This window comes from Marinomonas sp. ABL3_031, from assembly GCF_056161265.1.
On sequence record NZ_JBSWYU010000001.1, the window covers coordinates 454,553 to 480,712 of the forward strand.

A 26,160-nucleotide genomic window follows, 5' to 3' on the forward strand; every position below is an offset into this window, starting at 1 on the left:
ACTTAATCCTGTCTTTTTTGAGTGAATTTTAGACAGAATTTATGACTTTTTCTGCCGGATTAAATCCATCAAATTACGCAGTTCTTGTTTGCTGCTCGTATCCTTTATGGATTCGTTGCCCTTATTTTTCAAGCGTTCGATACTGTTACTTAAACCCAAATTTCGCTCAAGCACCGATACCATATCTTGTACTTCTTGTTTGGAATTGCTGATTTTTTGCTTATTTATCGCATCTTGGTGGTTTAATAAATCAATAACCCCAAAATATATGGCATTATCTACCAATTCACCAAGTAGATGACCCGCATTGTTTTTCGGATTTTTTGCGAAATATCTCCATATTTTGCTAAAAATTTTTATTTCATCATTTGCCTGATTGATAATAGGATCTGGAATCTCAAGTTGTTGCGCGATGTGAGGATGCAGTAGTAAGCATAAAGAAGCCTGTTTGATTTTACTCAAACTAGATGGGGCCGGTGGCAAGGGTTTTTCGTCCCTGCGCTTAAACCTTCCCTTGTAACCAGATTGTTTATTAGTATCTGTGTATGCTTCAGAAGAATAAGCTGGATGATAGCTATCATTTGCTAAGTAATCGCCATGAGTATTATAGATTTGGCCCTGATCAAAATGATTATTGATCTCTGTTTCGGTGTTATGTGCAGTGGTACTAACAGAATGGCCGGGCTTGTTTTTAGGAAGGGCAGTGTGTCCTAAGGTCTCACTATCAATGCCGGATTGTTCACTGAGTTGCTTAATTAAGATTGAGCGAAATGTCAATTCTTTCGGGATTTGCTGAATCAATCCCATGGCATTGCGAGCAAATTGCGCTTCGCCTTCTTCGTCTGCCAGTGTGACTTGGTTTCTGGCATGTTCGAAGAGAACGTGTGACAAGGAAGCGGCATCTTCTAGCCGATGATTGAAAACATCTTTTCCTTCCTTGCGTACCAGTGAGTCGGGGTCTTCTCCTTCTGGTAAAAATAAAAAGCGAACTTGTTTCTCATTTTGCATGACAGGTAAAGACGCCTCTAAACCGCGTATTGCGGCTGAGCGTCCGGCCTTGTCTCCATCAAAACAGAGAATGACTTTGCTTACTAACTTGAATAATTTGCGAATGTGGTTGCTATTAACAGATGTGCCCAAAGTGGCAACCGCATTGGTAATACCGTGTTGTGCTAATACGATAACGTCCATATAGCCTTCAACAACGATGATTTGATCCAGCTGTTGAGTGTTTTGTTTGGCTTCAAATAGTCCATAAAGTTCTTGGCTTTTTTGGAAAACAGGCGTTTCAGGAGAATTAAGGTATTTAGGTTTTTCATCACCAAAAGCGCGACCGCCAAAACCAATCACACGGCCACGAGAGTCGCGTATAGGGAAAATAATACGGTCACGGAAGCGGTCGTAATAGTGCCCAGCCTGATCTTTCTTTTCGATCAGCATACCGCCACTGAACAATTGTTCTTGATGTTCCGCTCTTTGACCAACGGCTTTTAATAAATTGTCCCATCCGCTAGGTGCATAACCCAAACCAAACACTTTGGCGATTTGACCAGATAAACCGCGTTCTTTGGATAAATAGTCTGTGGCTTTACGTTTGTCTGGGTGCTCAATTAACTGGCGCTGAAAGAAGGTAGAACTTTCAGCAAGTCGTTTAAGCAATTCTGCGTTTTGCTCATAACGATCAGGGGCACCTTGTTCCCGTGGCACTTCCATGCCCGCGTCTTTGGCAAGGACTTCAATGGCTTCAACAAAATCAAGATGATCGTGTTCCATGACGAAAGAAATGGCGTTACCGCCTGCACCACAGCCGAAGCAGTAATAAAATTGCTTGTTAGGGTTAAGACTAAAGGAAGGGCTTTTTTCGTTATGAAATGGGCAGAGTGCGCTGTAGTTCTGACCGGTTTTTTTCAGGCTGATACGGGACGACACCACGTCGGTTAAGTCGGTGCGAGCTAATAGCTCATCAATAAACTGATCCGGAATGCGTCCCGCCATAGGATTTAGCCTAACTGTGCTTTAACTTGTTTGCTGATTTGTCCCATATCGGCACGACCTTGCACTTGAGGCTTAACAATGGCCATCACAGCACCCATTTGTTGCATGGATGTGGCACCAGTTTCCGCAATGGCTGCTTTTACAATCTCCGCAATTTCATCGTCACTTAACGGCGTCGGTAAGAATTCAGCAATGATGGCTAATTCGTCTTGTTCTACTTGAGCGAGATCGTCACGACCGCCGTCTGTAAATTGCTGAATAGAGTCTTTTCTTTGTTTGCTCATTTTGTCGAGAATGGCAATCACACGAGCATCATCTAACTCGATACGTTCATCGACTTCTACGCGCTTGCATTCTGCTAAGATGGTTCGAATAACAGTGACGCGATGCTTTTCTTTTGCACGCATGGCGGTTTTTAACGTATCGGAAATATGTGCTTTTAATTCTGACATGAGGGCCTCTTGATGGTTAAGCAAAAGCGGTTAAATAAAAAAACGGCTAGTTTTTAAAACTAGCCGTTTTTATAAACCTAATCTTGGAAAAGGTCTAGGCGTTTGTATATAGCAAGTGTGCCAAATGGCAGGCTAGCTTAGTACAAACGTTGGAATTTTTTCTGCTCGCGAGAAACTTTTTTAGCGTGACGTTTAACCGCAGCGGCTGCAGCACGTTTGCGAAGAGTGGTTGGTTTTTCGTAGCATTCACGACGACGAACTTCAGCCAAAACACCTGCTTTTTCACAAGAACGCTTAAAGCGACGTAGAGCGATGTCAAATGGTTCGTTATCTTTTACTTTAACTGCTGGCATGTTTTTACCTTTAATAATCTGTTTTAAGTTTAAGTTATTCACAAAAACGGCGTGCATCATACCTTGTATTGTATGCGCTTTCAAAGCTCGTTTCTGTTGGACAGAGAGTGGGCCAAAATTGGCCGATTTTTCTAACCCTTAAAGACGCTATTTTCCGTCTATGTGTATTAGTTTTCTATCATAGGGTGTTCGGTCATTTCACTATCACATTTACTTATTGCGAAGTGTTCAGTGCCAAACGAGAAAAATCACCTGCCTTTTAATAAACAAATAAACATTGAAAACGCGCGCATTATAATGTCTCAATTACTCATTGTCCAGTCCGTCATGCGGCTAACGCTGCCAAGCGGTATGGAACTGAGGTACAATGCAGCGCAAATATAGAATGAGATTGTTTCGATGAAAGTATTGGGGCTTGAAACTTCCTGCGATGAAACAGGTATCGCTATTTACGATACCGAAAACGGTTTGTTGGCACATAAAATTTACTCGCAAATTGCACAGCATGCGGAATACGGTGGTGTTGTGCCTGAGTTAGCATCACGTGACCATGTGCGTAAAACTTTACCCCTTATCGATGAGGTGTTGGCTGAAGCGGGTATTAGTAAGCAAGAATTGAACGCTGTGGCTTACACTAGTGGCCCAGGTTTGGTGGGAGCACTAATGGCGGGAGCGACCATTGGTCGTTCATTGGCTTACGCGTTAAATATTCCGGCTTTGGGGGTGCATCATATGGAAGGTCATTTGTTAGCTCCCATGTTGGAAGAGAGTCAGCCAAGTATGCCTTTTATTGCTTTATTGGTATCTGGTGGTCACACGCAATTGGTGCGTGTGGATGGTATTGGTCAATATAAGTTGCTCGGTCAATCTTTGGATGATGCCGCGGGGGAAGCCTTTGATAAAGCGGCAAAAATGATAGGTTTGCCATATCCTGGTGGTCCGCAGATTGCCAAGTTAGCACAACAGGGCAATAAAGAGTCTGGCTTGAAGTTTCCGCGTCCTATGACAGATCGTCCAGGTTTGGATTTTAGTTTCAGTGGCTTAAAGACGGCCTTCCTCACAGCGGTACACGAAGCTTTGGATGAAGATCGTTGTGATGAGCAATTTAAAGCCGATGCGGCTTTGGCATTTGAGTTGGCGGTAGTAGATACATTAGTGATTAAATGTCGTCGTGCCCTCGAATCTGAAGGACTAAAGAGTTTAATTATTGCGGGCGGCGTCAGTGCCAACAAGAGATTGCGTGAGCAACTGGAAACGCAATTGAAAAAAATCAAAGCTAGTGTCTTCTATGCGCGCCCAGAGTTTTGTACCGACAATGGCGCAATGATTGCCTATGCAGGGGCACAGCGCTTGTTGGATGGTCAATGTTCTGAATTAAATTTGTCTATTCGTGCTCGTTGGCCTTTGTCAGAGTTACCCCCTTTGAATGAGGTAAAAGATGTCTGATTTAGTTTTTATTGAAGGTTTGCAGGCCAAAGCGGTCATCGGTGTTTATGACTGGGAAAAAGAAATTCAGCAGGATCTGGTATTTGATCTAGAGATGGAACATGACAATCGTTTGCCAGCAGCGACAGATGACCTTAGTAAAACATTGGATTACGAGGCCATTTCCAATTTCATTTTAGCGTATTGTCTGGATCATCAATTTGAATTGATTGAAACCTTAGCGGAACGTCTACTGCAAGATTTGGCACAACAATTCACTTTACAAGCCGTTCGACTCACCTTGCGTAAACCAGGAGCAGTAGCTGCTGCTAACGCGGTTGGCGTGAAGTTGTATCGCCGTTTTACCGCTCTTTAAGGAAAGGCGAGTCGAGTGCTTGTAGGGCGTTAATTCGCTCCTGGCGCAGAGCTTCTCCTAGTTCTGCGCCACTAAACCCTTGTTTGATCAAATCGGCAGCGTTGACTTTGGCAATGGCCGTGCGTAGCTTTTGCCACTCTTTTTCCTGTGTTTCAGTAATCAAACAAAGGACTTTGATTAATTTTTCAAATGGTTGTGGCTTTTTAATGGCGCCGACTGACATGAGCCAAGCTTCCCATGATTCTGCTGTCATGTAGGTGCTTTGTTGTTCCATAAAACCACGTACTTGCTCGGCTAAATTTTTATACTGATTTGGGCAGCGCAATGAGGTTTGTAGCTTGTTAAGTTGAGTCAGTGGCGTGTGCTGACAAATCATGGTCCAGCGTTGGGCTTTGTCCAAGTTTAGTAACTGTTTTTCCTCTATTTCAGCTTGAGGCCAAACTAGGTCAGCAAACAAGGACGGCATGGCCTTGGCTTCTTTAAGGATGTGGAAAAAAGTGAGCGGATGAGAGGTAGCTAAGGCTTTCTCCAATTCACGCCATACTCGTTCAGGGTTTAAACTGGCTAATTCTCCCGAATGGCTAATGGCTTGCATGAGCGCCATGGTGTCTTTTGCTACGGTAAAACCAAATTTTCTGAAACGCGCGGCGAAACGAGCAACCCTGATAACCCGCAATGGGTCTTCCACAAAGGCATGAGAAACGTGGCGTAAACATTTGTTTTTAATGTCCTGCTGACCATGAAAAGGATCAATCAGTTCACCATTTTCGGCTTGTGCAATCGCATTTATGGTAAGATCGCGCCTTTCAAGATCTTCTTCAAGGCTGATGCTTGGAGAAAAGTCGCAAATAAAGCCTGTATAGCCTTGGCCTTGTTTTTTCTCACGTCTTGCCAGTGCGTATTCTTCTTTACTTTTGGGGTGAAGAAAAACAGGAAACTGTTTGCCGACTTGTTGATAGCCTTGTTGTTCAAGTTGTTCTGGTGTGGCCCCGGTAACGACCCAATCTCGGTCGACGACATCAAGACCGAGTAGTGCGTCTCTAACCGCACCACCAACCAGATACACTTGATAAGTCATGGCGTTATTGGCCGATTTCACATTGCTCAGGGAACATGGCGCTCCATTGACTGAAGCCTCCATTTAGTGAATACACTTCCTTAAAGCCTTGTGAGGCAAGGTATTCTGCGGCACCTTTACTGCTGTTACCATGATAACAACAAACAATAATGGGTTGTTCTTTGTTGGTATTGTCGATGAAGTCCTGCACATTATCGTTATTGAGATTAATGGCATTGGTCATGTGGCTATTTTGGTAGCTGGTTAAATCGCGAATATCTACGATGGCAGCATTGTCTTCCAAAATGGGCAAAGCGTCAGAGATATCGATACAAGTATAGGTCATGGGTTCTTCCGATTGAGTGTACAAGGCATACTGAAGCGTTCCTTATCCTCCAGTCGTAAGGCAGTTAGGCTGCCCCCCCAAACGCATCCAGTGTCAAGTGCATGAATGTGTTCTAGTTGGGTTTTGCCTTCAAGGGCAGCCCAATGTCCAAACACAATATGGCAGTTTTCTGGCACCTGACTTGGGTAGCTGAACCAAGGTGCAAAACCTTTGGCTGCTGTATTAATGCCTTCTTTTGATTTTAAGTCTAATTTACTGTTTTCTTTGCAAAACCGCATTCGAGTCAAATAGTTTGTGATGACTCTCAATCGATCCAAGCCAATTAAATCATCACGCCACTTACTCGGTGTATTACCATACATGGCTGCAAAATATTCATCAACCGTGTCAGATTGCAGTTTGGTTTCCACTTCTTTTGCTAAGGCGAGTGTCTGTTCAAGACTCCAGCAGGGTGGAATGCCTGCGTGTGTCATGATCACATTGAGCTTGGCGTCATAGTGACATAGTGGCTGATGGCGAAGCCATTCCGTGAGTTCATCACGGTCACTGGCCATCAATATTTCACTTAGGGTATCGGCTTTTTTAAGTGTGCCATGACCATAAGACACAGCCAATAAATGCAGATCATGGTTGCCTAATACCACTTTGGCTTTGTCGCCAAGTGACTTCACAAAACGTAGTGTATCTAATGATTCTGGACCACGATTAATAAGATCACCAGCAAACCAAAGTGTGTCTTCACTAGCTTGATACTGAATGTGTTTTAGGAGTCGCTCTAATGGCTCCAAGCAGCCTTGTAGGTCACCAATTACATAGGTTGCCATAATATCCTCAGTGTACTTTGTTGGGAACCGATAAAGTGAAAGGACGGATGTCGGCAGAAAATTCCGTGCCGTCGTCGGCAATGAATTGGTAGCTACCGTGCATGACGCCTACCACGGTTTCAATCACTGTGCCACTGGTGTATTGGTATGACTCACCAGAACGTAAATAAGGGTATTCGCCAATGACGCCACTGCCTTTCACTTCTTGAACTTGCTGATCACCATTGGTGATGATCCAGTGACGAGTCTGCAATTTTGCCGCTTGCTCACCACAATTGGTGATGGTGATGTGGTAAGCAAATACGTAACGAGATTCTTCTGGTGTAGATTGTCTGACAAGATATTCGGTTCTAACGTCCACAACGATATCGTATTTATCCATTTAACTGTCCTTCTTGAGAAGGTAGTTGGTGATGGCAACGAAATCGGCAACGTCCAAACGCTCCGGTCTCAGGCCTGGGTCAATGCCTAACCTGTCAAAGTCAGCTTGATCCAGTACGCCTTTAAAATTGTTACGCAGTGTTTTACGACGCTGCTGGAAGCCTACTCGAACCACTTCTTCCAGTTTACTAACGTCGTCAGTTGGATAAGGTAGTGTTTTGTATGGTGTCATACGAACAATAGCAGAATCGACTTTTGGTGCTGGATCAAAAGACTCCGGCCCAACCACAAACAAAGCATCCACGGCACAATAATATTGCGCCATGACACTGAGTCGACCATAAAGATTATCACCTGGACGAGCGGCAAGGCGGTCAACCACTTCTTTTTGTAACATGAAGTGCATGTCTTTAATGATACTGGCCTGACTTAGTAAATGGAAAATCAGCGGTGTAGAAATGTTGTAGGGCAGGTTGCCGACCACGCGAATTGTTTGATCATCACTCGCTAATGCACTGAAGTCGAATTTCATGGCATCCGCTTCATGAACGGTTAATTCAGGGTAACGAAAAAAATTCACTTTTAAAATTGGGATCAAATCTCGATCAAGCTCAACCACATCCATGCGTTCTGTAACACTGATGATACCTTCTGTTAGAGCGCCTTTTCCAGGGCCGATTTCGACAATGCGTTGGCCTTTTTTAGGGGCAATGCAAGCCACGATACGACGAATCACGCCATGATCGTGAAGGAAATTTTGGCCAAATCTTTTTCTGGCTTTGTGAGGTTGTGCTTTACTCATTTAGGAAACTTTTTCACATTATTGGCCATGTCTATGGCATGTTGGATGGCGACTTTTAGGCTGCCATGATTGGCTTCACCTGTGCCAGCTAAATCAATCGCTGTGCCGTGATCAACGGACGTACGAATAATGGGTAATCCCAGCGTGATGTTGACGGCATTACCAAATCCTGAATATTTTAACACAGGTAATCCTTGATCGTGATACATGGCCAGCGCGCAGTCTGCTTGTTGCAGGTATTTATCAGTAAATAATGTGTCTGCTGGTAGTGGGCCAATTAAATCAAGACCTTCATCGCGCAAGCGATCAAGGGTTGGCCCGATGGTTTGGGTCTCTTCTTTGCCCAGATGACCATCTTCACCGGCATGGGGGTTTAGCCCGCAGACTAAGATGCGTGGCTTAGCAATGCCGAATTTGTGTTGTAAGTCCTGATGCAAGGCCAGGGTGACTTTGCGAATGCTGTCTTCAGTGATGGCATCCGGCACATCTTTTAATGGCAAGTGAGTGGTTACTAAGGCTACTTTCATGGCTTCGCTGGCAAGCATCATAACCACGTGAGGAGAGCGGCACTGTTGCTGAAAAAACTCAGTATGACCGGAAAAGTGTTGGCCTGTTTCACATAGGACTCCTTTATGCACCGGTGGTGTGACAAGTGCATCAAACTCTTTGTCTAAGCAGCCTTGGCAAGCTCGTCTTAAGGTTTCTAGGACATAAGGCGCATTCGCTACATCGAGTTGGCCCGCGATGGCTGGTTTCGCCATGGCTACTGGCATTAAAGAAAGCGAGCCTTGCTGGTGGACAGGCGTTTCTTGCCCTGATGACACAAGCTTGATGGCCATATCTATGTTAAGGCTTGCCGCCCTTTGCTTGAATAACTGTTTGTCTCCCAAAATCAACAAGCGAGCGTTAAAGCTGCGCTCGGATAGCGCTTGCAGAATAATATCAGGGCCAATACCAGCAGGTTCCCCTGAGGTAATGGCAATGATGGGAAGGTTGACTAACGCGTCTGCCATAGTGGGATTAGCCTTTGATATCAATGAAGGCATCGGCACGTAATTCGTCGAGCCAATTGCCAAGGACTATGTCTTGTTTCTGACGTGTTAATGCTTGCTTCGCATTGCTACGTTTTACTTGATCACTTATGTCCGCTTCACGACGACCTTCAACTTGTAAAATATGCCAACCGAACTGAGTACGGAAAGGTTGGCTAATGTCGCCAACTGGGGTGGCGTTCATCATGTCTTCAAAAGCTGGCACCATAGTACCCGGTGTTACCCAACCAAGATCGCCACCTTGCAAAGTGGAACCTTGATCCTCACTGTACTCTTTGGCTAATTCGGCAAAATCCGCTCCCTTGCTCAACTGATCATAAAGATTGTCTGCAAAGGCTTTGGTTTGGGCCATGTCACGAATTTCATTTGGACGGACCAAAATGTGGCGAGTTTTAGTTTGCTCCTGTAAGGTCACAGAAGCCGAGCGTTTATCTATCACCCATAACAAGTGGTAACCCGCATTGCTCTGCAGTGGCCCTATTAAAGGGCCTTGCTCTGTGTCTAATGCGCGAACGAACAAGGGAGGAAGCTGGTTCATTGGACGCCAACCTAGATCCCCACCTTCAATGGCAAATTGCCCCGCGGATTTGGCAACGGCTTGTTGGATAAAGTCGTCTTCTGATTGGATCTGGGAAGCAATGTTGTCGATTTCTTGTTTGGCTTCTTCTGGGTTACTGGCACGAATCAAAATATGACGAAGATGCACCTGATCTTTGTCTTTGGTGATGCTGGTTTCAGAACTTAAATAGTCATCAATCTCTTGCTCAGAAATAACAATGCGACGTTTTATAATTTCGCGCTTGATATTGTTGATGAGGATTTCCTGCTCAATCTGTTTGCGATAACGTGAATAGTTAATGCCTTTGCTGGCGAGTACGGCTTTCATACCTTGTAGATCAAGATTCATATTTCGAGCAACACTCAGAATGGCATTATCCACGTCGGAACTAGAGGCTCGCATGCCGATTTTTTGGGCATAATTGGCTTGCAGCATTTCGTCGACCAGTTGATTCAAAATTTGACGATGAATGTTGTTCGTCATGACGCCGCCTGGAACACGATCTTTTACAATCTGAAAACGGTTTTGTATGTCGCTTTCTAAAATGGCGGAAGAATCCACAATGGCAGCAATGCCGTCAATTTTTGCAGTGTTAGCTTGCGTTAGAGTGGAAAATGTTAAGGCTAATGTAAGGGTAAAAAAAGAAAATAACTTCATAATTAATATCCGACTTTTCCTTGATTCCAGAAGGTGTCAGCTATGCTTGAGGCATCACTGTTAGCACGACCTGCTGTACTCAAACTACGTAAAATAAATTGTAAAAACACACCTCGATCTCTGACATCATCGTCGTCAATCCAATCTTGATAGCTGAGCGATACCTTGATACAGCAGTTTTCATAACCCAGACCAGAAATTTGCTTATTGGCTTCATCGTCCATGAAATCGTAAGTGTATTGAGCGAAGGCTGACCAGTTTCTATTAAGCGGAAATATGGTGCCAAAGCTAGCTTGTTTGGCATTATCGTCCGGGTCTGAGTTATTGATTGTATACAAGTAACTCAGGTTAACCTTGACTCTTTCTGCCGGAGTAATACTGGCAACGAATTGAGCTAGGTTGATTTCTTCTTCATCCGCGTCAACATTTACATTGGCAGTTAGACTATAACTATCACCATACATACTTGCCGATGAAAGTAAGTCACTGCGCTTGCTATCTTGTCGACTGATGGTTTTGTCTGTTGCGCCACTAACAGCAACATATCTATCTTCTAAATAAAAGACCTGGCCTGCTTTTAAAGCCCATTTTTCATTATTGTTTTCATCATATAGACGACTTTCTAACCCAAAAGTCACTTGCTCAGTATCACCAATTCTATCGTTACCACTAAAGCGTTTATGATTAAAAGCAGAAGAGTAAGTGAGTGTTGATTCACTGGTATCAAAATCTGGGATGTCAGATTGTGATTTAAAAGGAGAGTTAAGATAACTCAACCTAGGAGATAGGGTTTGTCGCCAAGTACCATCTTCATCAGTAAAGCGTCGTTCAAAAGCTAATGCAGTATCCAAGTAATGAGTCACCTGATTGACTGAGGTGTCTATATTTGTATCAGATGAGTATTGGTGAAGTTGATAGTCGCGATTTTGTATTAATGCTCCTGGAGTAAAGGTTAGCCAATCGTTACCCAAATCCAAGTTAATGTCTTGATTTAGCGCTATACGCTCGCCATCAAAATTATTTTCTTCAGGGTCATAGAAATCCGTGTATTGAAGGCTGATCGAGTAATTTAATAGATTATTCGCAATTTGGTAAGAGCTGGCAAGTCTCGGTTTCCACTCGAAAGGGGCATCATCTGTGCTATCAGGTGTTTGATAGGTGAGATAGGTCAGTGTGTTGTAAAAGTTCCCATTATTAACATTTATAAAGGCAGTTCTCTGATAATGGTCTTTTTCTCCAATGGACGTGGTATTGGCTTCGGGAAACTTAGTGTCAGTGGGATTGGACTCATAGGTGAATCCACTACTAATATAACTATTAAAAGACTGTTTTGACGTCAGTTTTATAAGAGTTTGCTCACCATCATCATGGTCAAAAAAACTCGATTGTTCATAGCTTGTTTCACCATATGAACTTAGATGACGAAATTCCACATCAATACCTTGACCTTTTTCCTGAATCAAATTAGGTGTCAAGGTCGCATCCAAATTGCTTGCCAAATTTAAGTAGAAAGGAGCGGATAGGCTCAAGCCATCATTATTCGAATAACCAATGCTGGGAAATAAAAAGCCTGTTTGTCGTCTATCGTCGATCGGGAATCTTAACCAAGGAGAGTAAAAAATTGGCACGTTAGCAATACGCACTTGCACGTGCTTAGCGGTACCAAAGCCTGTGGTTGCATTAAGTTCAATAGAGCTGCCGTAAAGGCTCCAGCTTTCTTGACTGGGTTCACAGGTAGTGAAAAAGCCTTCTTCAATAAAAATGATTGCGTTATTTTCTTGTATCAGTGCTTTCGCCTGGCCGCGAGCTTTGCTGCTGTGACTAAGAAACTTGGCGTCTGAAAATTCGGTGGCAGTATCACCCTTGCTGGAAATATAGCTTTTATCGCTGCGAATGAGTTCGTTTTTGGTTCTTAATGTGACGTTACCTGAGGCTTGGTAGTATTCTTCTGGAACGCCTGAAATAGAGTCAGCCATCAGATGAGACTCGGGTTGATTTACAGTGGCGTCACCCTCTAAATGGATAATACCCGCTTTATCGCGGGTGATGAGATCCGCTTGTAATATCGTATTTTCGCTCTCGCTGGCTTGCCATTGGTTGATATAGCTGCCTTGGCAGTATTGATTGAGTTGAGCTTGTTGTTCAGCACTTAAGGATTCTCTAGGTGCCCAATCCCATTGGTTCACTTGCGCATGTGCCAGCGGCAATATGAAAAGACCTTGAAAAAACAGAGCGTAGTTGCGTAAATGTTTAACCATGCAGGGTATACTTATTTACCGAAATTGTTGTCCGAAATCGGAGGCTGCCGAGTGAGGCTCCACGTAATAAGACAAATGATAATCTATGCAGGCCCATAGGGGCTACCGATTCTGGAGAAATATCTTTATGTGGAAAATTGTATGTGCCATTTTAGGCTACATCTTGATGAGTAACCTCCTTGGCGCAATACTCGGCTTTTTTGTCGGTATGATGTTGGATAGAGTACAAGCTGGTGGTGCGTTTAATGGCGTAAAACGAGGTAATTTACCTCTACAGCAAGAGACTTTCTTTCGTACTTTATTTTTGTTGATGGGACGTCTAGCGAAATCTGATGGTCAGGTTTCTGAGGCTGAAATCCAGTTGGCGCAATCGGTTATGCAGCGCCTGCGTTTGTCACCACAGGCGCAAGAACAGGCCAAACGCTTATTCAATGAAGGCAAATCGGCCAACTTCGACCTCACTAATGAACTCAATCGTTTTAAAGAGATTGTCGGGCCTGGGGATTTAACTCGCACCTTATTAGAGGTGTTATTGGTTTCCGCCTACGCTGATGGACATTTTAGTGTAGAAGAAAAATCTTTTGTTTCGAAAGTCTGTGCGATTTTAGGCATCTCAGTAGCCGAATTTGAGACTCTGCATATGCAGGTAAAGCAACAGGCGCATTTCCGTCAGGGATATCAGTCGACTGGGAATGGCATGGGGTCCAAAGACCTACTCAAATCGGCCTATGAAGCGCTGGGTGTTAAGCCAGATATGACGGATGCCGAGATCAAAAAAGCTTATCGACGCTTAATGAGTAAGAATCACCCAGACAAACTCAGTTCGCAAGGCTTGCCTGAAGAAATGATTGAGCTAGCAAAAGAGCGTACCCAAGAAATTCAATCGGCTTATGAGTTGATTAAAAAGTCACGCTAATAAGTCTGTAGCAATATTGATTCATCACAGCAAGAACAAGGGGTGATCAAAACAGCCCCTTGTTTACTTTTGGCAGAGGCCGTCGTTGACTGATTTGCTTAGTATTTTGCTTCAAGAAACCTCGCACTCTTTGTACCAATAGGGCCTGACTGTCTTGACCACGTGCGCGGTCGGGTATGGCATCTTTTTGAATGAATTCGCCATTGACGGTTTGACGTCTGGCCGCAGCTTGTTTGCGCCAATTGGCGAACAGGTTATTGCGATTCGGGCGGCTTAGGTAATAGTCCAAAATGGCTTGCGGAACCTGGCTAATTAATTGCGCAACTTGATAGGCCGAGGTATTAGGTGGTGCTTGAATATCAATTAAAGCGATGGCGTTGGCTGAGTTAGGGTTGGCGGCTAAAAAAGCCAAGGCGTAACTTGCGCCAGTGCGATATCCAGCTAAGGCAAAGTAGTTAACACCGTTATTTTGTGCAAAGGCCATGGCTGCTTGAATGCGAGCAAAGACGATATCCTGGTTTGCGAGTGTAATGGTGTCTGTTGTTTCACTGTCGGTGGCGAGAGTTTTCGGAGTCATTTGCCCGCGTTTAATGATATCAGGTACTTCGATAGCAATGGTGCACCAACTGTATTCGGGTAATGTGTCACGCAATGGGGCCACGGCATCTGGCCAATCTGGATGTTCATTGTCAGCGTGTAAAAGTATCACGCAGCCTTGAGTCGAAGAGGTCATAGCATCTTGATAAAGTGCCAGAAAAGACCCTCCGTCGGCTTCTAACGATTGGATTTGATGCTCTAATTGGCGTTCTTTAAGGCTTTCTTCCAATGCCGCGATACGATCTGCTTGAGGTTGAGGTGTGACGTATTTTTGCTCAGTGGCATCGCCGCTTGAGCTTTCGGCCCACACAAGACCGCTAATCGATACCGATAGGCATAACAGGTTGACTTTGATTAGTAGAAGAATTTTCTGCATTGTTTTCAATACTTCTTTGTTTCGCCTTGGTAAAATAATTCAAATTGGCTGTTGAAAGCAGCCCTTTGTAAGTGTGAGTTATATCAAGTTTCACTGATACGCTTATCACCATTTCCTTATCGCATTTATTGTGTCATTGCTGGAGCCAGATATGAATGATTTTATCATTGCCCCTTCGATTCTTTCTGCCGACTTTGCTCGTTTAGGAGAAGAGGTCGATCAAGTACTAGAAGCCGGAGCGGACATCATACATTTTGATGTTATGGACAATCATTATGTACCCAATTTAACGATTGGTCCTATGGTCTGTAAAGCATTACGTCAGCACGGAGTGACAGCAGACATAGATGTACATCTGATGGTGAAGCCTGTGGATCGTATGATCGGAGACTTCATTGAAGCCGGCGCGTCTTATATTACTTTTCATCCAGAAGCCAGCGAGCACATTGATCGTTCGTTGCAAATGATCAAAGACGGTGGTTGTAAGGCGGGTTTGGTGTTTAATCCCGCAACCCCTTTACATCATCTAAAGCATGTCATGGATAAAGTGGATATGGTGTTGCTGATGTCAGTTAACCCAGGCTTTGGTGGGCAAAAGTTTATTCCAGAGACATTGGATAAGCTGAAAGAGGCTCGTGCTTTAATTGACGCCAGTGGTCACAATATACGCCTTGAAGTGGATGGCGGTGTCAGTGACAAGAACATTGCTGAAGTGGCCCGAGCTGGTGCGGATACCTTTGTTGCAGGGTCGGCTATTTTTGGTAAGGAAGATTATAAAGGCGTGATTGATGCGATGCGTGCTGAATTGGCGAGTGTGCGTTAATGAAGACACCTAAATATTTCAAGCAGTGGTTTGAAGGTTGGCCCGAATTAGTGTGCTTCGACTTAGATGGCACTTTATTAGACAGTGTGCCTGACATTGCTGCAGCGGTAGACGCTTTTCTATCGGAAATGGGGGCGCCACTTGCTGGTGAAGACAAGGTTCGTCAATGGGTTGGGTTAGGAGCGGCCAAACTGATTGAGCAAGCATTAGACTGGGCTAAGTTGGATCCGCAGCGCCATGAAGAAGCCTATCGTCTGTTTTTGCTTCATTATCATCAGCACCTTACCGATCACTCTCGCTTGTACCCAAATGTAGTAGCAATACTTAAAGCCCTAAAACACAATGGGGTGCCCGTGGCATTGGTGACCAACAAGCCGAGTGTGTTTATTCAGCCGATTCTGGATAAATTCCAACTTACCGAACACTTTGCGTGGTTTTTGGGGGGGGATACACTGGAAGAAAAGAAACCGTCAGCCATGCCTTTATTGCATTGCAGCGAATCCATAGAGGCTGAACCACAAGGTTGTTTGATGGTAGGGGATTCAAGTACAGATTTTAAAGCGGCGCAAAATGCCGGCTTTAAATCTGCACTAGTGACTTATGGTTACCATCAAGGTGTGGATTTGAAAGCCTTGGGTGCTGATGCCGTGATTGACGACCTTGCTGAACTGCTTGTTTGATTCTTGTTCAATAAAAAGAAAGCGCTAATACTTTGAGTATTGGTGCTTTTTTGTTTTCAACCGCTCTAAACTGGCTTGGTTTAATTGAGCTTATTTGTCTGTCGCATTGTTGCTAAAACTGATTTGCCCATCGTCGCCAAAGTGCAAGGTTTGCGTTGGGAAAGCCACTTCTGCACCATGTTTCTCTATGATTTGCATGGCTTTAAACAAGACGTCTTGTTTGACTTCATGGAAGATTCGCCAATCCACTGTTTTAGTGTAGGCATAAATGAAAAAGTCTAATGATGATGGGCCGAATTGATTGAAGTTCACCATGTAAATTTGCTTTGTATCTAAATCTTCATGATTGGCAATCATTTCTTTAATGTCATTTAAAATAGTAGGCAATAAAGAGAAATCCTCATAGCGCACGCCAATGGTTTCATTGATACGTCTGTGCGTCATGCGTGATGGGTTTTCCACCGAGATCAATGAAAACGTAGAATTGGGCACATATAAGGGACGCTTGTCGAAGGTACGAATACGCGTTTGACGCCAACCTATGTTCTCTACTGTGCCTTCAATATTTTGATCGGGTGAGCGTACCCAGTCACCAATTGCAAAAGGGCGATCCAAATATATCATTAGGCCACCAAAGAAATTGGCGAGCAGGTCTTTGGCTGCGAAACCTACTGCGATACCGCCAATACCGCCGAAAGCCAGTACACCGGAAATGCTATATCCCAGAGTTTGTAAGACGACTAAAGCTGCCGTGATGATGATAGATGCTCTGAGCAGCTTACTAATGGCGTTGGCAGTGGTGTAATCGACTTTATTTTTAACCTTGCTTGAGCTGGTAATGGCTTTTTCAATCTGCGAAATGCAGCGTAAAATAAACCAAGTCAGAATGACAATCACACCGACTTCACGAATGGCATTAACCAAAGAAGATAAATCAGGATCCAGGTTTGTGCCGGATATTTCTGCCGCGACACTGAGTCCGACCAGCCAGATAAATACCCCGATGGGTTTTTGTGCTGCGATAATGATTACATTATCCCAAGGTGTTTTGGTACGTTCGAGCTGGTTGTTTAGACGCATAAGTAAGCGGCTAGCAACAAAGTTAACCACCAATGTGCCGAGTACTACTAAAAATACGCGAGCAACCCAATGCATTTCAGTATCGCCTAGACCAAAATACATCTGTATTGTTTCCCAATTCATAATAAATCTCTGTGTTGGTGAATGTAAAAAAAGCCCTCAGTTATCTCAAAGTAACAAGAGAGTGCCTAATCCTAAAAAAGCAACGAAACCAGCTACATCTGTGACTGTGGTGAGAATGACTGAGCCTGATAGGGCTGGATCAATGCGCAGTTTATCCAGTAAGACAGGAATCAAAACACCTGATAAGGCAGCCATCAGGATATTAATGATAATGGCCATGGCGATTACAACACCTAACATGGGGTTACTAAACCACCAATAAGAAATAATGCCGATGATGATGGCCCAGGCAATACCATTTAGCCAACCTACTTTTAGCTCTTTACCAAGTAAGGATTTGAAATTACTCCGAGTTATTTGGCCAAGTGCTAAACCGCGTACTATCAAAGTAAGTGTCTGACTGCCTGCAATACCGCCCATAGAGGCCACTACAGGCATTAATACCGCAAGGGCAACTACTTGTTGTAAGGTGGCTGCAAATAGGCCGATAAAGGCTGATGCTAAGAAAGCCGTTAAAAGATTAATGCCTAGCCAAATGCCACGTCTTGCAGCACTGCGTTTCACGGGTGCGAAGAGGTCAGTTTCTTCGTTTAACCCTGCCGTCGACATTTGTTGGGCTTCATTTTCTAAACGTAAAGTTTCCAGTGCTAGCCCAACGTGAAAACGCCCTAGCAATACTAAGTTTTGATCTACTACTGGTAATGCCGAAAAGCCTGATTTTTCTAATATTTCAGAGGCTTTTGTGCGTTCTGTGTCAGCGTGAATAACGGTACATGCTTCGTCCATTATATTGGACACAGGCTCGTGATCTTGTGCTTTAAAAAGTTTATTGAATTTTACACAACCTACCCAACGACCAGTACGGTTGACTAAGTAAATCATGTCGGTGTAATCCGGTACGGTTTTCTTTAGCAATCTTAGCGCTTCGCCAACTCGAATGGATTGGGAAGCGATGAGTAGTTCGTGATCAATCCAACGACCAACAATGTCGTCATCGTAGACAATACCTTGCTGGTAATACTCACGCTGCTTATTGTCCATCTGGCTGAGGGCCAGATCGACAAAACGATCTGGTAAAGAGTCAGTAATCTCTAATAAGCCTTCCGCATCAACGTCTGCGAATAAGGTTTCGATTTCGGTGTCTGCAAGTTCTTTAAGCAGCAGTTGTCGAGATTCGCCACGCATTTCAACGAGAATGTCTAAACGATTGGCTTGTTTAATGTTGGCCCAGGCTTGGCGGCGTTGTTCAAGAGGAATCGATTCTAATGCCAGAGCGACATCGTCAGGACTGTATTCCGCCATTAACTTATTGATAGACTCTGGTGAATGCTCATCTTGAATAAGATGTTCGATCAATAGGGTGACTTGGCTATGCATTGGCATTCTCTAAAGCTGACAAAGAAGCAAAGTGAATAGTTTGCGTGATAAGTTTAGTAATATCAAACAAGGCTTTGTTGTATTGAGAGATTCATCCGGTGTTACGGGTTGACCAGTAATAACATTGGGTCAGGGGCAGTATGGTGAAAAATACAACGAAAGGTGGTTGTTTTTTATTTGACTTACAGAGACAGTAACTGTGCTTCGGTGTAGAATTCAGCCTCTTCAAAATGGTCTTTTGTGTGAATAAAGGCCTAATAAGTGCTTATAGATAAGCTAATTGTCTGTGGTTGGAAAAGCCAATAAGCCTTAGCTTTATTATGGATTTATTCTTAATCATGTTGCTAGTTATAGATAATTACGATTCCTTCACCTACAACTTGGTACAGTATTTTGGTGAGTTAGGTGTTGAAGTGTTAGTACATCGTAATGACCAGATTACGATTGCGGAAATAGCAGCTTTAGCACCTTCACATTTGGTCATTTCTCCGGGTCCTTGTACTCCGAATGAAGCGGGTATTTCTATGGCGGTCATTCAAGCGTTTGCCGGTCAAATCCCTATTTTGGGTATTTGCTTAGGTCATCAAAGTATTGCTCAGGTCTTTGGTGGTGAGGTGATTCGTGCTAAAAATGTTATGCATGGCAAAACGTCACTGATTCATCATAAGAATATCGGTGTATTTACTGATCTGAAAAACCCTCATTTAGCGACTCGTTATCATTCTTTGGTAGTGGCGCAAGATGCCTTACCAGACTGTTTCGAAGTCACGGCTTGGACGCAAAATGAACAAGGTGAGCTAGATGAGATCATGGGCATTCGACATAAAGAGATGGATATAGAAGGGGTGCAATTTCATCCTGAATCCATACTAACCGAGGCGGGACACGCCTTACTAGCTAACTTTTTAAAACGATAGGAGAGTCTGGTGGATATCCAAAAAGCAATTGCTGCCGTTGTTGAACATCAAAATCTGAGCGCAGAAGAGATGCAAACTGTGATGACTGACATCATGACCGGCCAAGTGACACCAGCTCAGATAGGCGGTTTTTTAATTGCATTGCGCATGAAGGGCGAAACTGTTGAAGAGATCACCGCCGCAGCAAAAGTGATGCGTGACTTATCGAGTAAAGTCAGTTTGCCAATAGATGACATAGTTGATACTTGTGGCACGGGTGGCGATGGTGGCAACTTGTTTAATGTTTCAACTGCATCCGCTTTTGTGGTCGCTGCCGCTGGTGGTAAAGTTGCCAAGCACGGAGGGCGTTCAGTATCTTCCAAGTCTGGCAGTGCAGATGTATTAGAACATGCTGGTATTTATCTTGGATTAAATGCGGAACAAGTTTGCCGCTGTGTTGAAGAAATTGGTTTGGGGTTCATGTTTGCGCCAAACCATCATGCTGCCATGAAATATGCCGTCGGACCGCGCAAGGAAATGGCGACTCGCACCATTTTTAATTTGTTAGGCCCCCTAACTAACCCGGCAAATGCGAAACGACAAGTGATGGGGGTTTTTCATAAGAAGTGGGTACGTCCGATAGCTGAAGTGCTAAAAGCATTAGGCAGTGAACATGTAATGGTAGTGCATTCGGTCGATGGTTTGGATGAAGTCAGTATTGCAGCACCGACTTATGTGGCGGAATTGAAAGATGGTGAGATTACCGAATATCAGATTCAGCCAACGGACTTTGGTATTTCGTTTCAGTCTGTTGAAGGTATACAGGCCTACGATGCTGAGCAGAGTCTGACCCTGATAAAAACCGCTTTGGATGGCAAGGGTAAAGTGAATCCTGCTCGTGATATTGTGGCTTTAAATGCCGGTGCGGCTATTTATGTTTCAGGAGTGGCATCCACTCTAACTGAAGGGATAAGTATTGCCGAAGATGTGATTGGCGGAGGGACAGCGAAAGTTAAAATGTCTGAATTAGCCAGTTTTACACGTTGTTTTATGGACACTAACTCTTAAAAGAATAGCGAGGAGAAAGTGGATTATGCAGGTTGAAACACCGACTATCTTAAAAAAGATTGTGGCACGTAAGTTTGAAGAAATTGCTGAGCGAAAAGCCCATACGCCATATCATAATCTTGAAGTGGCGGCGTCTGTTGCCAATGTGCATAATGCCCCGCGTGGCTTCGCACAAGCGTTAAAACATCAGATTGCCATGGGTAAGGCCGGTGTGATTGCGGAAATAAAGCAGGCTTCGCCAAGTAAAGGAGTCTTGCGAGAGCCTTTTTATCCAGGAGAAATCGCCAAATCTTATGAGCAAGCGGGCGCTGCTTGTCTGTCTGTTTTGACCGATCAAGATTTTTTTAAAGGTCATGAAGATTATCTAGTGGAAGCAAGATCGGCTTGTAAGCTTCCTGTGATTCGTAAAGATTTTATTGTGGATGAGTATCAAGTAATTGAAGCGAGGTCCATTGGTGCAGACTGTATTTTGCTAATTGCAGCCTGTTTGTCTGGTGAGAAATTACAAGCATTGGATAGCATGGCACGTGATTTAGGAATGGATGTACTCGTGGAAGTGCATAATCAACCGGAATTGGATTTGGCGCTTGAGTTCACACAAACGGAATTGTTGGGTATTAATAATCGCGATCTACATACCTTTGAGTTGAGTTTGGAGCATACTTTTGAACTAATGAATAAGGTACCAAAAGACAGATTGATCGTAACGGAAAGTGGTATTCATACCCATGAAGATGTGGCAGTAATGCGTAATCATGAAATCCACGCGTTTCTTGTCGGTGAAGCTTTCATGCGTGCCGATGATCCTGGTGAGAAATTAGCCGAGTTGTTTCAGTATTAACTGACTGTAGTGGTATAGGAAAAAGATAAGGTTGTATATGAAAACAAATGTGAGTTGGCAAGAAGATGTCCATTTTACTGCTGAGACGGGATCTGGTTTTAAAGTCGAAATTGATGGTAATCAAGTGGCTGGACCTCGGCCAATGGAATTGATCTTGGCTGGATTGGGCGGTTGTACTTCTTATGATGTGGTTGGGATTTTGAAGAAGTCTCGACAAGATGTTGTATCTTGCGTAGCGAAAATTGATGCAGATCGAGCGGATGCAGTGCCTGCTGTATTCACTGAGATAAGAGTGCATTTTGTGGTGACTGGACGTAAGTTGAAAAATTCTGTGGTAGCCAGAGCAGTAAAACTCTCAGCTGAAGAATATTGCTCTGCATCTCTAATGTTAGAGCGTGGCGGTGTCAAGATCGAGCACAGCTATGAGATAATTGAGGTCGAGTAAGAAGAAGCGCTGTTGTTTGCAAAGTGTGATTGGTGGCGTTTGATTAAAAAGAGCTTATGGCTCTTTTTTTGTTTTATGGCGTCCTCACCAGGACTCGAACCTGGAATAGCTGCTTAGGAGGCGGCCGGTATATCCTGTTTACCTATGAGGACTTAATAGTGAGTATTGTATACTTTTGATGGCCAGAATATCAAATGGTAAAATATGATATCGTTTTGATTTATATGTAGTTTTAAGCTCTTCCTAATGTTTGCTTGCTGCTAATGGGGCGAGTAGATCCACGAGATGTGTAGACCTTGTTTTTATTGTTGTGACCTTGCATTAGCTCAAATAATTGTTTGTTACGTTTCTGCAAAGTGCTGAGAATTTGAGCATTGGTGTTATTCTTGGTTTTGCAAACTTTGAGTAGTTCTTCACACTCTTTCATTAAAAGTCTAACTTCGTCCATTGAGCTATCTTGATTTTTTAGCCAATCTTTAAAATCCTGCTCGGTAGGATTTTTGCGATCAAGAATATCAAATTTGATAAGAACATTAATGCGCTTATCATTTAATGCGTTCATTCCGTCAAGAAGAGTTTGCTTTTGTTCGGCGAGAGAAAGGATCAGATGGTTGTCTTGCTTGCCTAACGCTTGTCGTTCATCATCAAGAACGACGGACAGTTCAATCAGTATTTCTTTGCTTTTAGTGAAGATGGGAGAGATAGGGATCATAAGATCAAATCTTCAATGGTCGCTAATTAGAATAGCGAATCCATTGAAGCCATGTTATTTGCAAGACGTTGGGTGTCAATCTTATATTCACCGGCCGCTAGCGCATTTTTGATTTGCTCTACTTTCTCCATATCCACCTCAGGTAAATTGTTCAATTTAGCCTGTTGGTTTTGTAGTGTTTGTGCTGTGCCGCTAAGACGAACGGTATCTTCAGCCATTGTGCCACTTGGTGTACTGCCTTTGTTATCAGTTGCACTAGCCGCTGCGTCGTCTTTTTGCGCTCGCTCGCTTTTGTTTATCGTGCCCTGATTTGATAGACCTGTTAAATTGATTGCCATTGGGTTTTCCGCCCTTAAATGATTTGCATGTCCATAATGTCGGCCGAGCCTAAAAGAACTTTAGTCAAAAACCGCATAAAAAGGAAATTAATATTTGTTTAAGCTCAAGGTTCTCAATAGTTTACAAGAACCTCACTGTCAGTTACAACTTTAGCGTATATAATTCGACCTGAACTGGCGTTTTTGACACGAATTTGTTGTCCTTTTACGCCATTCTCTAAAGCCACGCCGTTCATTCGCACTATAATGCTGCCGCTATTGGCTGTGATCGTAATGGCGTCACCTTTTTTTATGAGTGTTGGTAAACGCGTTAAGTTATCTGTGATAAAGGTATTAATGCGTATGTTGCGCGAAGCGATCAAGCCAAATGGTGGATTGTCTTGAGTATAAATATGTCCTCGTAGGTCAGCTATGTCCACTTCGCCAATATCGGTATTTTCCTGTGTGATGCTCTGCCCTCGATTAATTGGGGTAATGGCGCGAATGGCAGGAATACGAATGGATTGTACGGCGGGTAAGTAGGACTTCCAGATTGGGTTATCACAGCTGATTTCGTAGTTGGTTCGCTGTCGGGCTTCTGGACGTTGGTTTTGAATGTTGATATTGCCGTCGCTGCAGTCGGGTAAGTAGTTAAGTGAAGCCAAATTATTGAGTTTGATTGTAATGGATGCTTGAGGATAGATAGCAGATAAGCGTGGCATTTCAACTTGGTTAATGAAGCGGTTAACGATTTCTTCAAGTGATTGTGCTTGAAGAAAACTGATTTGGAGGCAAAGTAAGGCCAAAAATAGCCTTTTGATTCGCATGATTGGCACTCTTTGTTTATGATTTCGTTATGAATAAGTTAGTAAATTGTTAATATTCACTCTATCATTGGTGAATGCATTTTAACAATTGTGAGGGATTCCCTCATTATGCAGTTTACACATTTTGGAGGCGTATATGGCTGGGGTTCTAGATACAGTTAATCAACGTACACAGCTGGTCGGGGAAAATAGACTTGAATTGTTATTGTTTCGCTTAAATGGTAAGCAGATCTACGGCATTAACGTTTTTAAAGTTAAGGAAGTATTGCAGTGCCCTAAGCTCACTACTATGCCTCATAGTTCTCCTGTGGTTCGCGGTGTGGCACACATTCGTGGTGGTACCATTCCTATTTTAGATCTAGGCTTGGCAACGGGAGCAAGTCCAATCGAGAACATCAGCCAATGTTTTGTCATCATTACCGAATATAACCGTCGTATTCAAGGTTTCTTGGTTCGAGGTGTGGAACGTATTGTAAACATGAATTGGAGTGATATTCAGCCACCACCAAAAGGTCTTTCAAATGATAATTATCTGACGGCAGTCTGTCAGGTAGAGAAAGAAATGGTGGAAATCATTGATGTTGAACAAATTCTCTCTGAGGTGGCGCCAATGCGTCAGGATATCTCAGATGGGATTGTCAACTCGGATGTTCAAGAGAATGCGAAACAACATCATATTTTGATCGTCGATGATTCATCAGTTGCTCGTAAACAAATTAAGCGCTGTATGGAACAAGTGGGTTTTGCTACCACGGTATTGTGTGATGGACTTGAGGCACTCGAGTATCTGCAAAATTTGGCAGCAGAAGGCACAGATGTGACAGAAGAGTTTTCTATGGTAATTTCTGATATAGAAATGCCTGAGATGGATGGCTATACATTAACAACAGCGATTCGTAACGATAGCCGCATGCAGGACTTATTTATTCTTCTACACACTTCCTTAAGTGGCGTATTTAATGAAGCTATGGTTAAGAAAGTAGGTGCCGATGGCTTCTTGGCGAAATTCCAGCCAGATGAATTGGCACGTCTAGCGATCGAGACGGTAGAAGTGCAATCTGAGTAAATATTTAACTAGGTAATGTGGTTTGGCCTAGGCGGTTATTAAATAATGGAGTTTTAATGCTCAGCACGACTAATGCAATCAGCCCTGCTGGTTACAATCGCTTCCGAGATTATTTGCAAAAAGTATGTGGAATCTCGTTAAGTGACAATAAGCAATATCTTGTGGCAAGCCGTCTTGGAAAAATTTTAGAAAGAGAGAACTTTTCCAAAATCGAGTTGTTGGTGGATGCCCTTGATAGGCCATTGAATTCCAAGTTAAAGGAAGAAGTCATTAATGCAATGACCACAAATGAAACTTTGTGGTTCCGTGATATGCACCCCTTTACTATTTTGCGAGAAAAAGTCTTGCCCGAAATGACCAGTGCACCTTTGCGTATTTGGTCAGCAGCTTCTTCAACTGGTCAAGAGCCTTACTCTATTAGTATGGTGATAGAGGAATTTAAAAATGCTCGACCAGGTGTGCTGAAACCAGGTGAGCGAATTGTGGCAACCGATATCTGTACCAATATTTTGCAACATGCTAAGCAGGGGGAATACGATAGCTTGGCCATTGCTAGAGGCTTGGGGCCAGATTTGCAAAAGCGTTACTTTGACAAAATTAATGAGGTCACGTGGAAAATTAAACCAAATCTTAGTTCGAGAGTTGAATTTAAATACCTAAATTTGATTGATTCTTTTGCTGGCTTAGGCAAGTTTGACGTGATTTTTTGTCGTAATGTGCTGATTTATTTCACGGTGGAACTGAAACAAGACATTCTCAAACGCATGCATGCATCGTTAAAACCCGGAGGTTACTTGTTCTTGGGAGGTTCTGAAGCCTTAAGTGGTTTGTCAGATTACTTTGAAATTGTTCAGTGTCATCCTGGCATTGTTTATAAAGCGAAAAAGATTTAGATTTCTTTTATAAGTTTGTGAAAAGCTCATCCTTGGATGGGCTTTTTTTGTTTTTGTTATCGTTATTTTAATTGCCGCTTTTTGCCGTTTTTATAATGAATGATTATAAAGCATTGAAAAATAAAGTTATTTTTTTTGGCATCATAATTGCTATATGTAAAACAACTTAGAATAATTGGATTGAGGATAAAATGGCGATTTCCTTTGCAGGTGCCTTTGCTGGCCATGATAAAGCATTAGAGTTTCGTAGTGCTCGTGCGGCCGTTTTAGCAAATAACATTGCTAATGCAGATACGCCTAATTACAAAGCGAGAGACATTAGTTTCAATGCATCGCTCAACAACGAAATGCGACGTTTGCAATTGCAAGGAACCAATGCTCGTCATTTTACTGAATCCGCTGAGACGGAATTGACTGGTGATTTGCTTTATCGCAACCCAAGTCAGCCTTCTCTAGATGGCAATACAGTGGACATGCAAAGAGAGCAGGCAGAATATGCACAAAACTCTTTGCAGTTCGACACCAGTTTTATGTTTTTGGATAGAAAAATCAGTGGCATGAAAAAAGCACTGACTGGGAATTAATG

The 26,160-nt window shown here is 43.2% G+C and carries 29 protein-coding genes and 1 tRNA gene; 12 read left to right on the plus strand and 18 right to left on the minus strand.

Features of this window, described 5'->3' with window-relative positions; genetic code table 11:
- Nucleotides 1-39: 39 nt before the first annotated feature.
- From dnaG to rpsU, 3 genes are all read right to left on the minus strand, one after another.
- The gene (gene dnaG / locus ACXAH2_RS02200; protein ID WP_475076304.1) at nucleotides 40-1,995 is read right to left on the minus strand and encodes a DNA primase; all 1,956 of its coding nucleotides are present in this window, start codon (nucleotides 1,993-1,995) and stop codon (nucleotides 40-42) included.
- A 5-nt stretch (nucleotides 1,996-2,000) separates the two neighbouring features.
- Entirely contained in the window at nucleotides 2,001-2,447 is a 447-nt protein-coding gene (locus tag ACXAH2_RS02205; protein ID WP_475076305.1) for a GatB/YqeY domain-containing protein, read from the minus strand.
- A gap of 137 nt (nucleotides 2,448-2,584) precedes the next feature.
- On the minus strand, nucleotides 2,585-2,800 hold the full coding sequence (gene rpsU / locus ACXAH2_RS02210) for a 30S ribosomal protein S21 (RefSeq protein WP_009835737.1): 216 nt from the start codon (nucleotides 2,798-2,800) through the stop codon (nucleotides 2,585-2,587).
- A 399-nt stretch (nucleotides 2,801-3,199) separates the two neighbouring features.
- Between rpsU and tsaD the strand changes: the two genes are divergently transcribed.
- Nucleotides 3,200-4,246 (plus strand): tRNA (adenosine(37)-N6)-threonylcarbamoyltransferase complex transferase subunit TsaD, encoded by a 1,047-nt coding sequence (gene tsaD, locus ACXAH2_RS02215; RefSeq protein WP_475076308.1) that lies wholly within the window; start codon nucleotides 3,200-3,202, stop codon nucleotides 4,244-4,246.
- Nucleotides 4,239-4,601, plus strand: a complete 363-nt coding sequence (folB, locus tag ACXAH2_RS02220) for a dihydroneopterin aldolase (RefSeq protein WP_475076310.1) — start codon at nucleotides 4,239-4,241, stop codon at nucleotides 4,599-4,601. The genes tsaD and folB overlap by 8 nt, the downstream gene beginning before the upstream one ends.
- Here folB and ACXAH2_RS02225 read toward each other — a convergent pair.
- From ACXAH2_RS02225 to ACXAH2_RS02260, 8 genes are read right to left on the minus strand one after another with little or no spacing between them, the layout of a single operon-like run.
- The gene (locus tag ACXAH2_RS02225) at nucleotides 4,588-5,700 is read right to left on the minus strand and encodes a tRNA nucleotidyltransferase/poly(A) polymerase-related protein (RefSeq protein ID WP_475076312.1); all 1,113 of its coding nucleotides are present in this window, start codon (nucleotides 5,698-5,700) and stop codon (nucleotides 4,588-4,590) included. The genes folB and ACXAH2_RS02225 overlap by 14 nt on opposite strands.
- Nucleotides 5,684-6,004: a thiosulfate sulfurtransferase GlpE gene (gene glpE / locus ACXAH2_RS02230; RefSeq protein ID WP_475076313.1), complete on the minus strand. Its 321-nt coding sequence runs from the start codon at nucleotides 6,002-6,004 to the stop codon at nucleotides 5,684-5,686. Before glpE ends, ACXAH2_RS02225 begins: the two co-directional genes overlap by 17 nt.
- Nucleotides 6,001-6,828 carry a symmetrical bis(5'-nucleosyl)-tetraphosphatase gene (locus tag ACXAH2_RS02235; protein WP_475076314.1) on the minus strand — a complete coding sequence of 276 codons (828 nt, stop codon included), beginning with the start codon at nucleotides 6,826-6,828 and terminating at the stop codon, nucleotides 6,001-6,003. Before ACXAH2_RS02235 ends, glpE begins: the two co-directional genes overlap by 4 nt.
- Before the next feature lie 7 nt (nucleotides 6,829-6,835).
- Nucleotides 6,836-7,210, minus strand: coding sequence for a Co2+/Mg2+ efflux protein ApaG (apaG, locus tag ACXAH2_RS02240; RefSeq protein WP_475076316.1), 375 nt, complete (start codon nucleotides 7,208-7,210; stop codon nucleotides 6,836-6,838).
- Nucleotides 7,211-8,011: a 16S rRNA (adenine(1518)-N(6)/adenine(1519)-N(6))-dimethyltransferase RsmA gene (gene rsmA, locus ACXAH2_RS02245; RefSeq protein ID WP_475076317.1), complete on the minus strand. Its 801-nt coding sequence runs from the start codon at nucleotides 8,009-8,011 to the stop codon at nucleotides 7,211-7,213.
- On the minus strand, nucleotides 8,008-9,024 hold the full coding sequence (gene pdxA, locus ACXAH2_RS02250) for a 4-hydroxythreonine-4-phosphate dehydrogenase PdxA (RefSeq protein ID WP_475076318.1): 1,017 nt from the start codon (nucleotides 9,022-9,024) through the stop codon (nucleotides 8,008-8,010). Before pdxA ends, rsmA begins: the two co-directional genes overlap by 4 nt.
- 7 nt (nucleotides 9,025-9,031) lie before the next feature.
- Entirely contained in the window at nucleotides 9,032-10,279 is a 1,248-nt protein-coding gene (locus ACXAH2_RS02255) for a peptidylprolyl isomerase (protein WP_475076320.1), read from the minus strand.
- 2 nt (nucleotides 10,280-10,281) lie between these two features.
- On the minus strand, nucleotides 10,282-12,537 hold the full coding sequence (locus ACXAH2_RS02260) for an LPS-assembly protein LptD (RefSeq protein WP_475076321.1): 2,256 nt from the start codon (nucleotides 12,535-12,537) through the stop codon (nucleotides 10,282-10,284).
- A gap of 127 nt (nucleotides 12,538-12,664) precedes the next feature.
- Here ACXAH2_RS02260 and djlA point away from each other — a divergent pair, with 127 nt between their 5' ends.
- A complete protein-coding gene (djlA, locus tag ACXAH2_RS02265) occupies nucleotides 12,665-13,453 on the plus strand; it encodes a co-chaperone DjlA (protein ID WP_475076322.1) in 789 nt (262 codons plus the stop codon).
- Nucleotides 13,454-13,499: 46 nt separating this feature from the next.
- Here the strand turns inward: djlA and ACXAH2_RS02270 are convergent, their stop codons facing one another.
- Nucleotides 13,500-14,426, minus strand: coding sequence for a DUF3530 family protein (locus ACXAH2_RS02270; protein ID WP_475076323.1), 927 nt, complete (start codon nucleotides 14,424-14,426; stop codon nucleotides 13,500-13,502).
- Nucleotides 14,427-14,577: 151 nt separating this feature from the next.
- On the opposite strand from ACXAH2_RS02270, the gene rpe reads away from it, so the two are divergent.
- Entirely contained in the window at nucleotides 14,578-15,249 is a 672-nt protein-coding gene (rpe, locus tag ACXAH2_RS02275) for a ribulose-phosphate 3-epimerase (protein ID WP_475076325.1), read from the plus strand.
- Entirely contained in the window at nucleotides 15,249-15,929 is a 681-nt protein-coding gene (locus tag ACXAH2_RS02280) for a phosphoglycolate phosphatase (protein WP_475076326.1), read from the plus strand. Before rpe ends, ACXAH2_RS02280 begins: the two co-directional genes overlap by 1 nt.
- A 90-nt stretch (nucleotides 15,930-16,019) precedes the next feature.
- Here ACXAH2_RS02280 and ACXAH2_RS02285 read toward each other — a convergent pair whose 3' ends face one another.
- Nucleotides 16,020-17,132, minus strand: a complete 1,113-nt coding sequence (locus ACXAH2_RS02285; protein ID WP_475076328.1) for a mechanosensitive ion channel family protein — start codon at nucleotides 17,130-17,132, stop codon at nucleotides 16,020-16,022.
- Nucleotides 17,133-17,177: 45 nt separating this feature from the next.
- Nucleotides 17,178-18,509, minus strand: a complete 1,332-nt coding sequence (locus ACXAH2_RS02290) for a magnesium transporter (protein ID WP_475076330.1) — start codon at nucleotides 18,507-18,509, stop codon at nucleotides 17,178-17,180.
- Between the two features lie 338 nt (nucleotides 18,510-18,847).
- Between ACXAH2_RS02290 and ACXAH2_RS02295 the strand changes: the two genes are divergently transcribed.
- The 4 genes from ACXAH2_RS02295 to ACXAH2_RS02310 are packed head-to-tail and all read left to right on the plus strand — an operon-like array spanning nucleotide 18,848 to nucleotide 21,759.
- Entirely contained in the window at nucleotides 18,848-19,426 is a 579-nt protein-coding gene (locus ACXAH2_RS02295) for an anthranilate synthase component II (RefSeq protein ID WP_475076332.1), read from the plus strand.
- 9 nt (nucleotides 19,427-19,435) lie between these two features.
- Entirely contained in the window at nucleotides 19,436-20,473 is a 1,038-nt protein-coding gene (gene trpD / locus ACXAH2_RS02300; protein WP_475076334.1) for an anthranilate phosphoribosyltransferase, read from the plus strand.
- Between the two features lie 25 nt (nucleotides 20,474-20,498).
- Nucleotides 20,499-21,314 (plus strand): indole-3-glycerol phosphate synthase TrpC, encoded by an 816-nt coding sequence (trpC, locus tag ACXAH2_RS02305; protein ID WP_475076336.1) that lies wholly within the window; start codon nucleotides 20,499-20,501, stop codon nucleotides 21,312-21,314.
- A 37-nt stretch (nucleotides 21,315-21,351) separates the two neighbouring features.
- Nucleotides 21,352-21,759 carry an OsmC family protein gene (locus ACXAH2_RS02310; RefSeq protein ID WP_475076338.1) on the plus strand — a complete coding sequence of 136 codons (408 nt, stop codon included), beginning with the start codon at nucleotides 21,352-21,354 and terminating at the stop codon, nucleotides 21,757-21,759.
- A 76-nt stretch (nucleotides 21,760-21,835) separates the two neighbouring features.
- Here the strand turns inward: ACXAH2_RS02310 and ACXAH2_RS02315 are convergent.
- From ACXAH2_RS02315 to flgA, 4 genes are all read right to left on the minus strand, one after another.
- Nucleotides 21,836-21,911, minus strand: a tRNA-Arg gene (locus tag ACXAH2_RS02315).
- A gap of 80 nt (nucleotides 21,912-21,991) precedes the next feature.
- On the minus strand, nucleotides 21,992-22,471 hold the full coding sequence (locus tag ACXAH2_RS02320; protein ID WP_475076340.1) for a flagella synthesis protein FlgN: 480 nt from the start codon (nucleotides 22,469-22,471) through the stop codon (nucleotides 21,992-21,994).
- A 26-nt stretch (nucleotides 22,472-22,497) separates the two neighbouring features.
- Nucleotides 22,498-22,809: a flagellar biosynthesis anti-sigma factor FlgM gene (flgM, locus tag ACXAH2_RS02325; RefSeq protein WP_475076342.1), complete on the minus strand. Its 312-nt coding sequence runs from the start codon at nucleotides 22,807-22,809 to the stop codon at nucleotides 22,498-22,500.
- Nucleotides 22,810-22,922: 113 nt separating this feature from the next.
- Nucleotides 22,923-23,615, minus strand: a complete 693-nt coding sequence (flgA, locus tag ACXAH2_RS02330; protein ID WP_475076344.1) for a flagellar basal body P-ring formation chaperone FlgA — start codon at nucleotides 23,613-23,615, stop codon at nucleotides 22,923-22,925.
- Between the two features lie 136 nt (nucleotides 23,616-23,751).
- Here flgA and ACXAH2_RS02335 point away from each other — a divergent pair, with 136 nt between their 5' ends.
- From ACXAH2_RS02335 to flgB, 3 genes are all read left to right on the plus strand, one after another.
- Nucleotides 23,752-24,681, plus strand: coding sequence for a chemotaxis protein CheV (locus ACXAH2_RS02335; RefSeq protein ID WP_475076345.1), 930 nt, complete (start codon nucleotides 23,752-23,754; stop codon nucleotides 24,679-24,681).
- Nucleotides 24,682-24,737: 56 nt separating this feature from the next.
- Nucleotides 24,738-25,574 (plus strand): CheR family methyltransferase, encoded by an 837-nt coding sequence (locus ACXAH2_RS02340; protein ID WP_475076347.1) that lies wholly within the window; start codon nucleotides 24,738-24,740, stop codon nucleotides 25,572-25,574.
- A 191-nt stretch (nucleotides 25,575-25,765) separates the two neighbouring features.
- Complete coding sequence (flgB, locus tag ACXAH2_RS02345) at nucleotides 25,766-26,158, plus strand: flagellar basal body rod protein FlgB (protein WP_475076349.1); 393 nt, start codon at nucleotides 25,766-25,768, stop codon at nucleotides 26,156-26,158.
- Nucleotides 26,159-26,160 lie beyond the last annotated feature (2 nt).

Excerpts from the sequence above, each read along its gene's own strand:
- ACXAH2_RS02260 (WP_475076321.1), bottom strand. The coding sequence starts at position 12,537 with ATGGTTAAACATTTACGCAACTACGCTCTGTTTTTTCAAGGTCTTTTC.
- rsmA (WP_475076317.1), bottom strand. The coding sequence starts at position 8,011 with ATGAGTAAAGCACAACCTCACAAAGCCAGAAAAAGATTTGGCCAAAAT.
- ACXAH2_RS02290 (WP_475076330.1), bottom strand. The coding sequence starts at position 18,509 with ATGCATAGCCAAGTCACCCTATTGATCGAACATCTTATTCAAGATGAG.
- ACXAH2_RS02270 (WP_475076323.1), bottom strand. The coding sequence starts at position 14,426 with ATGCAGAAAATTCTTCTACTAATCAAAGTCAACCTGTTATGCCTATCG.
- glpE (WP_475076313.1), bottom strand. The coding sequence starts at position 6,004 with ATGACCTATACTTGTATCGATATCTCTGACGCTTTGCCCATTTTGGAA.
- djlA (WP_475076322.1), top strand. The coding sequence starts at position 12,665 with ATGTGGAAAATTGTATGTGCCATTTTAGGCTACATCTTGATGAGTAAC.
- ACXAH2_RS02235 (WP_475076314.1), bottom strand. The coding sequence starts at position 6,828 with ATGGCAACCTATGTAATTGGTGACCTACAAGGCTGCTTGGAGCCATTA.
- flgM (WP_475076342.1), bottom strand. The coding sequence starts at position 22,809 with ATGGCAATCAATTTAACAGGTCTATCAAATCAGGGCACGATAAACAAA.
- flgB (WP_475076349.1), top strand. The coding sequence starts at position 25,766 with ATGGCGATTTCCTTTGCAGGTGCCTTTGCTGGCCATGATAAAGCATTA.
- ACXAH2_RS02295 (WP_475076332.1), top strand. The coding sequence starts at position 18,848 with ATGTTGCTAGTTATAGATAATTACGATTCCTTCACCTACAACTTGGTA.
- trpC (WP_475076336.1), top strand. The coding sequence starts at position 20,499 with ATGCAGGTTGAAACACCGACTATCTTAAAAAAGATTGTGGCACGTAAG.
- rpe (WP_475076325.1), top strand. The coding sequence starts at position 14,578 with ATGAATGATTTTATCATTGCCCCTTCGATTCTTTCTGCCGACTTTGCT.
- ACXAH2_RS02285 (WP_475076328.1), bottom strand. The coding sequence starts at position 17,132 with ATGAATTGGGAAACAATACAGATGTATTTTGGTCTAGGCGATACTGAA.
- ACXAH2_RS02205 (WP_475076305.1), bottom strand. The coding sequence starts at position 2,447 with ATGTCAGAATTAAAAGCACATATTTCCGATACGTTAAAAACCGCCATG.
- tsaD (WP_475076308.1), top strand. The coding sequence starts at position 3,200 with ATGAAAGTATTGGGGCTTGAAACTTCCTGCGATGAAACAGGTATCGCT.
- ACXAH2_RS02340 (WP_475076347.1), top strand. The coding sequence starts at position 24,738 with ATGCTCAGCACGACTAATGCAATCAGCCCTGCTGGTTACAATCGCTTC.
- apaG (WP_475076316.1), bottom strand. The coding sequence starts at position 7,210 with ATGGATAAATACGATATCGTTGTGGACGTTAGAACCGAATATCTTGTC.
- folB (WP_475076310.1), top strand. The coding sequence starts at position 4,239 with ATGTCTGATTTAGTTTTTATTGAAGGTTTGCAGGCCAAAGCGGTCATC.
- dnaG (WP_475076304.1), bottom strand. The coding sequence starts at position 1,995 with ATGGCGGGACGCATTCCGGATCAGTTTATTGATGAGCTATTAGCTCGC.
- ACXAH2_RS02320 (WP_475076340.1), bottom strand. The coding sequence starts at position 22,471 with ATGATCCCTATCTCTCCCATCTTCACTAAAAGCAAAGAAATACTGATT.
- ACXAH2_RS02335 (WP_475076345.1), top strand. The coding sequence starts at position 23,752 with ATGGCTGGGGTTCTAGATACAGTTAATCAACGTACACAGCTGGTCGGG.
- ACXAH2_RS02280 (WP_475076326.1), top strand. The coding sequence starts at position 15,249 with ATGAAGACACCTAAATATTTCAAGCAGTGGTTTGAAGGTTGGCCCGAA.
- flgA (WP_475076344.1), bottom strand. The coding sequence starts at position 23,615 with ATGCGAATCAAAAGGCTATTTTTGGCCTTACTTTGCCTCCAAATCAGT.
- rpsU (WP_009835737.1), bottom strand. The coding sequence starts at position 2,800 with ATGCCAGCAGTTAAAGTAAAAGATAACGAACCATTTGACATCGCTCTA.
- ACXAH2_RS02255 (WP_475076320.1), bottom strand. The coding sequence starts at position 10,279 with ATGAAGTTATTTTCTTTTTTTACCCTTACATTAGCCTTAACATTTTCC.
- pdxA (WP_475076318.1), bottom strand. The coding sequence starts at position 9,024 with ATGGCAGACGCGTTAGTCAACCTTCCCATCATTGCCATTACCTCAGGG.
- ACXAH2_RS02310 (WP_475076338.1), top strand. The coding sequence starts at position 21,352 with ATGAAAACAAATGTGAGTTGGCAAGAAGATGTCCATTTTACTGCTGAG.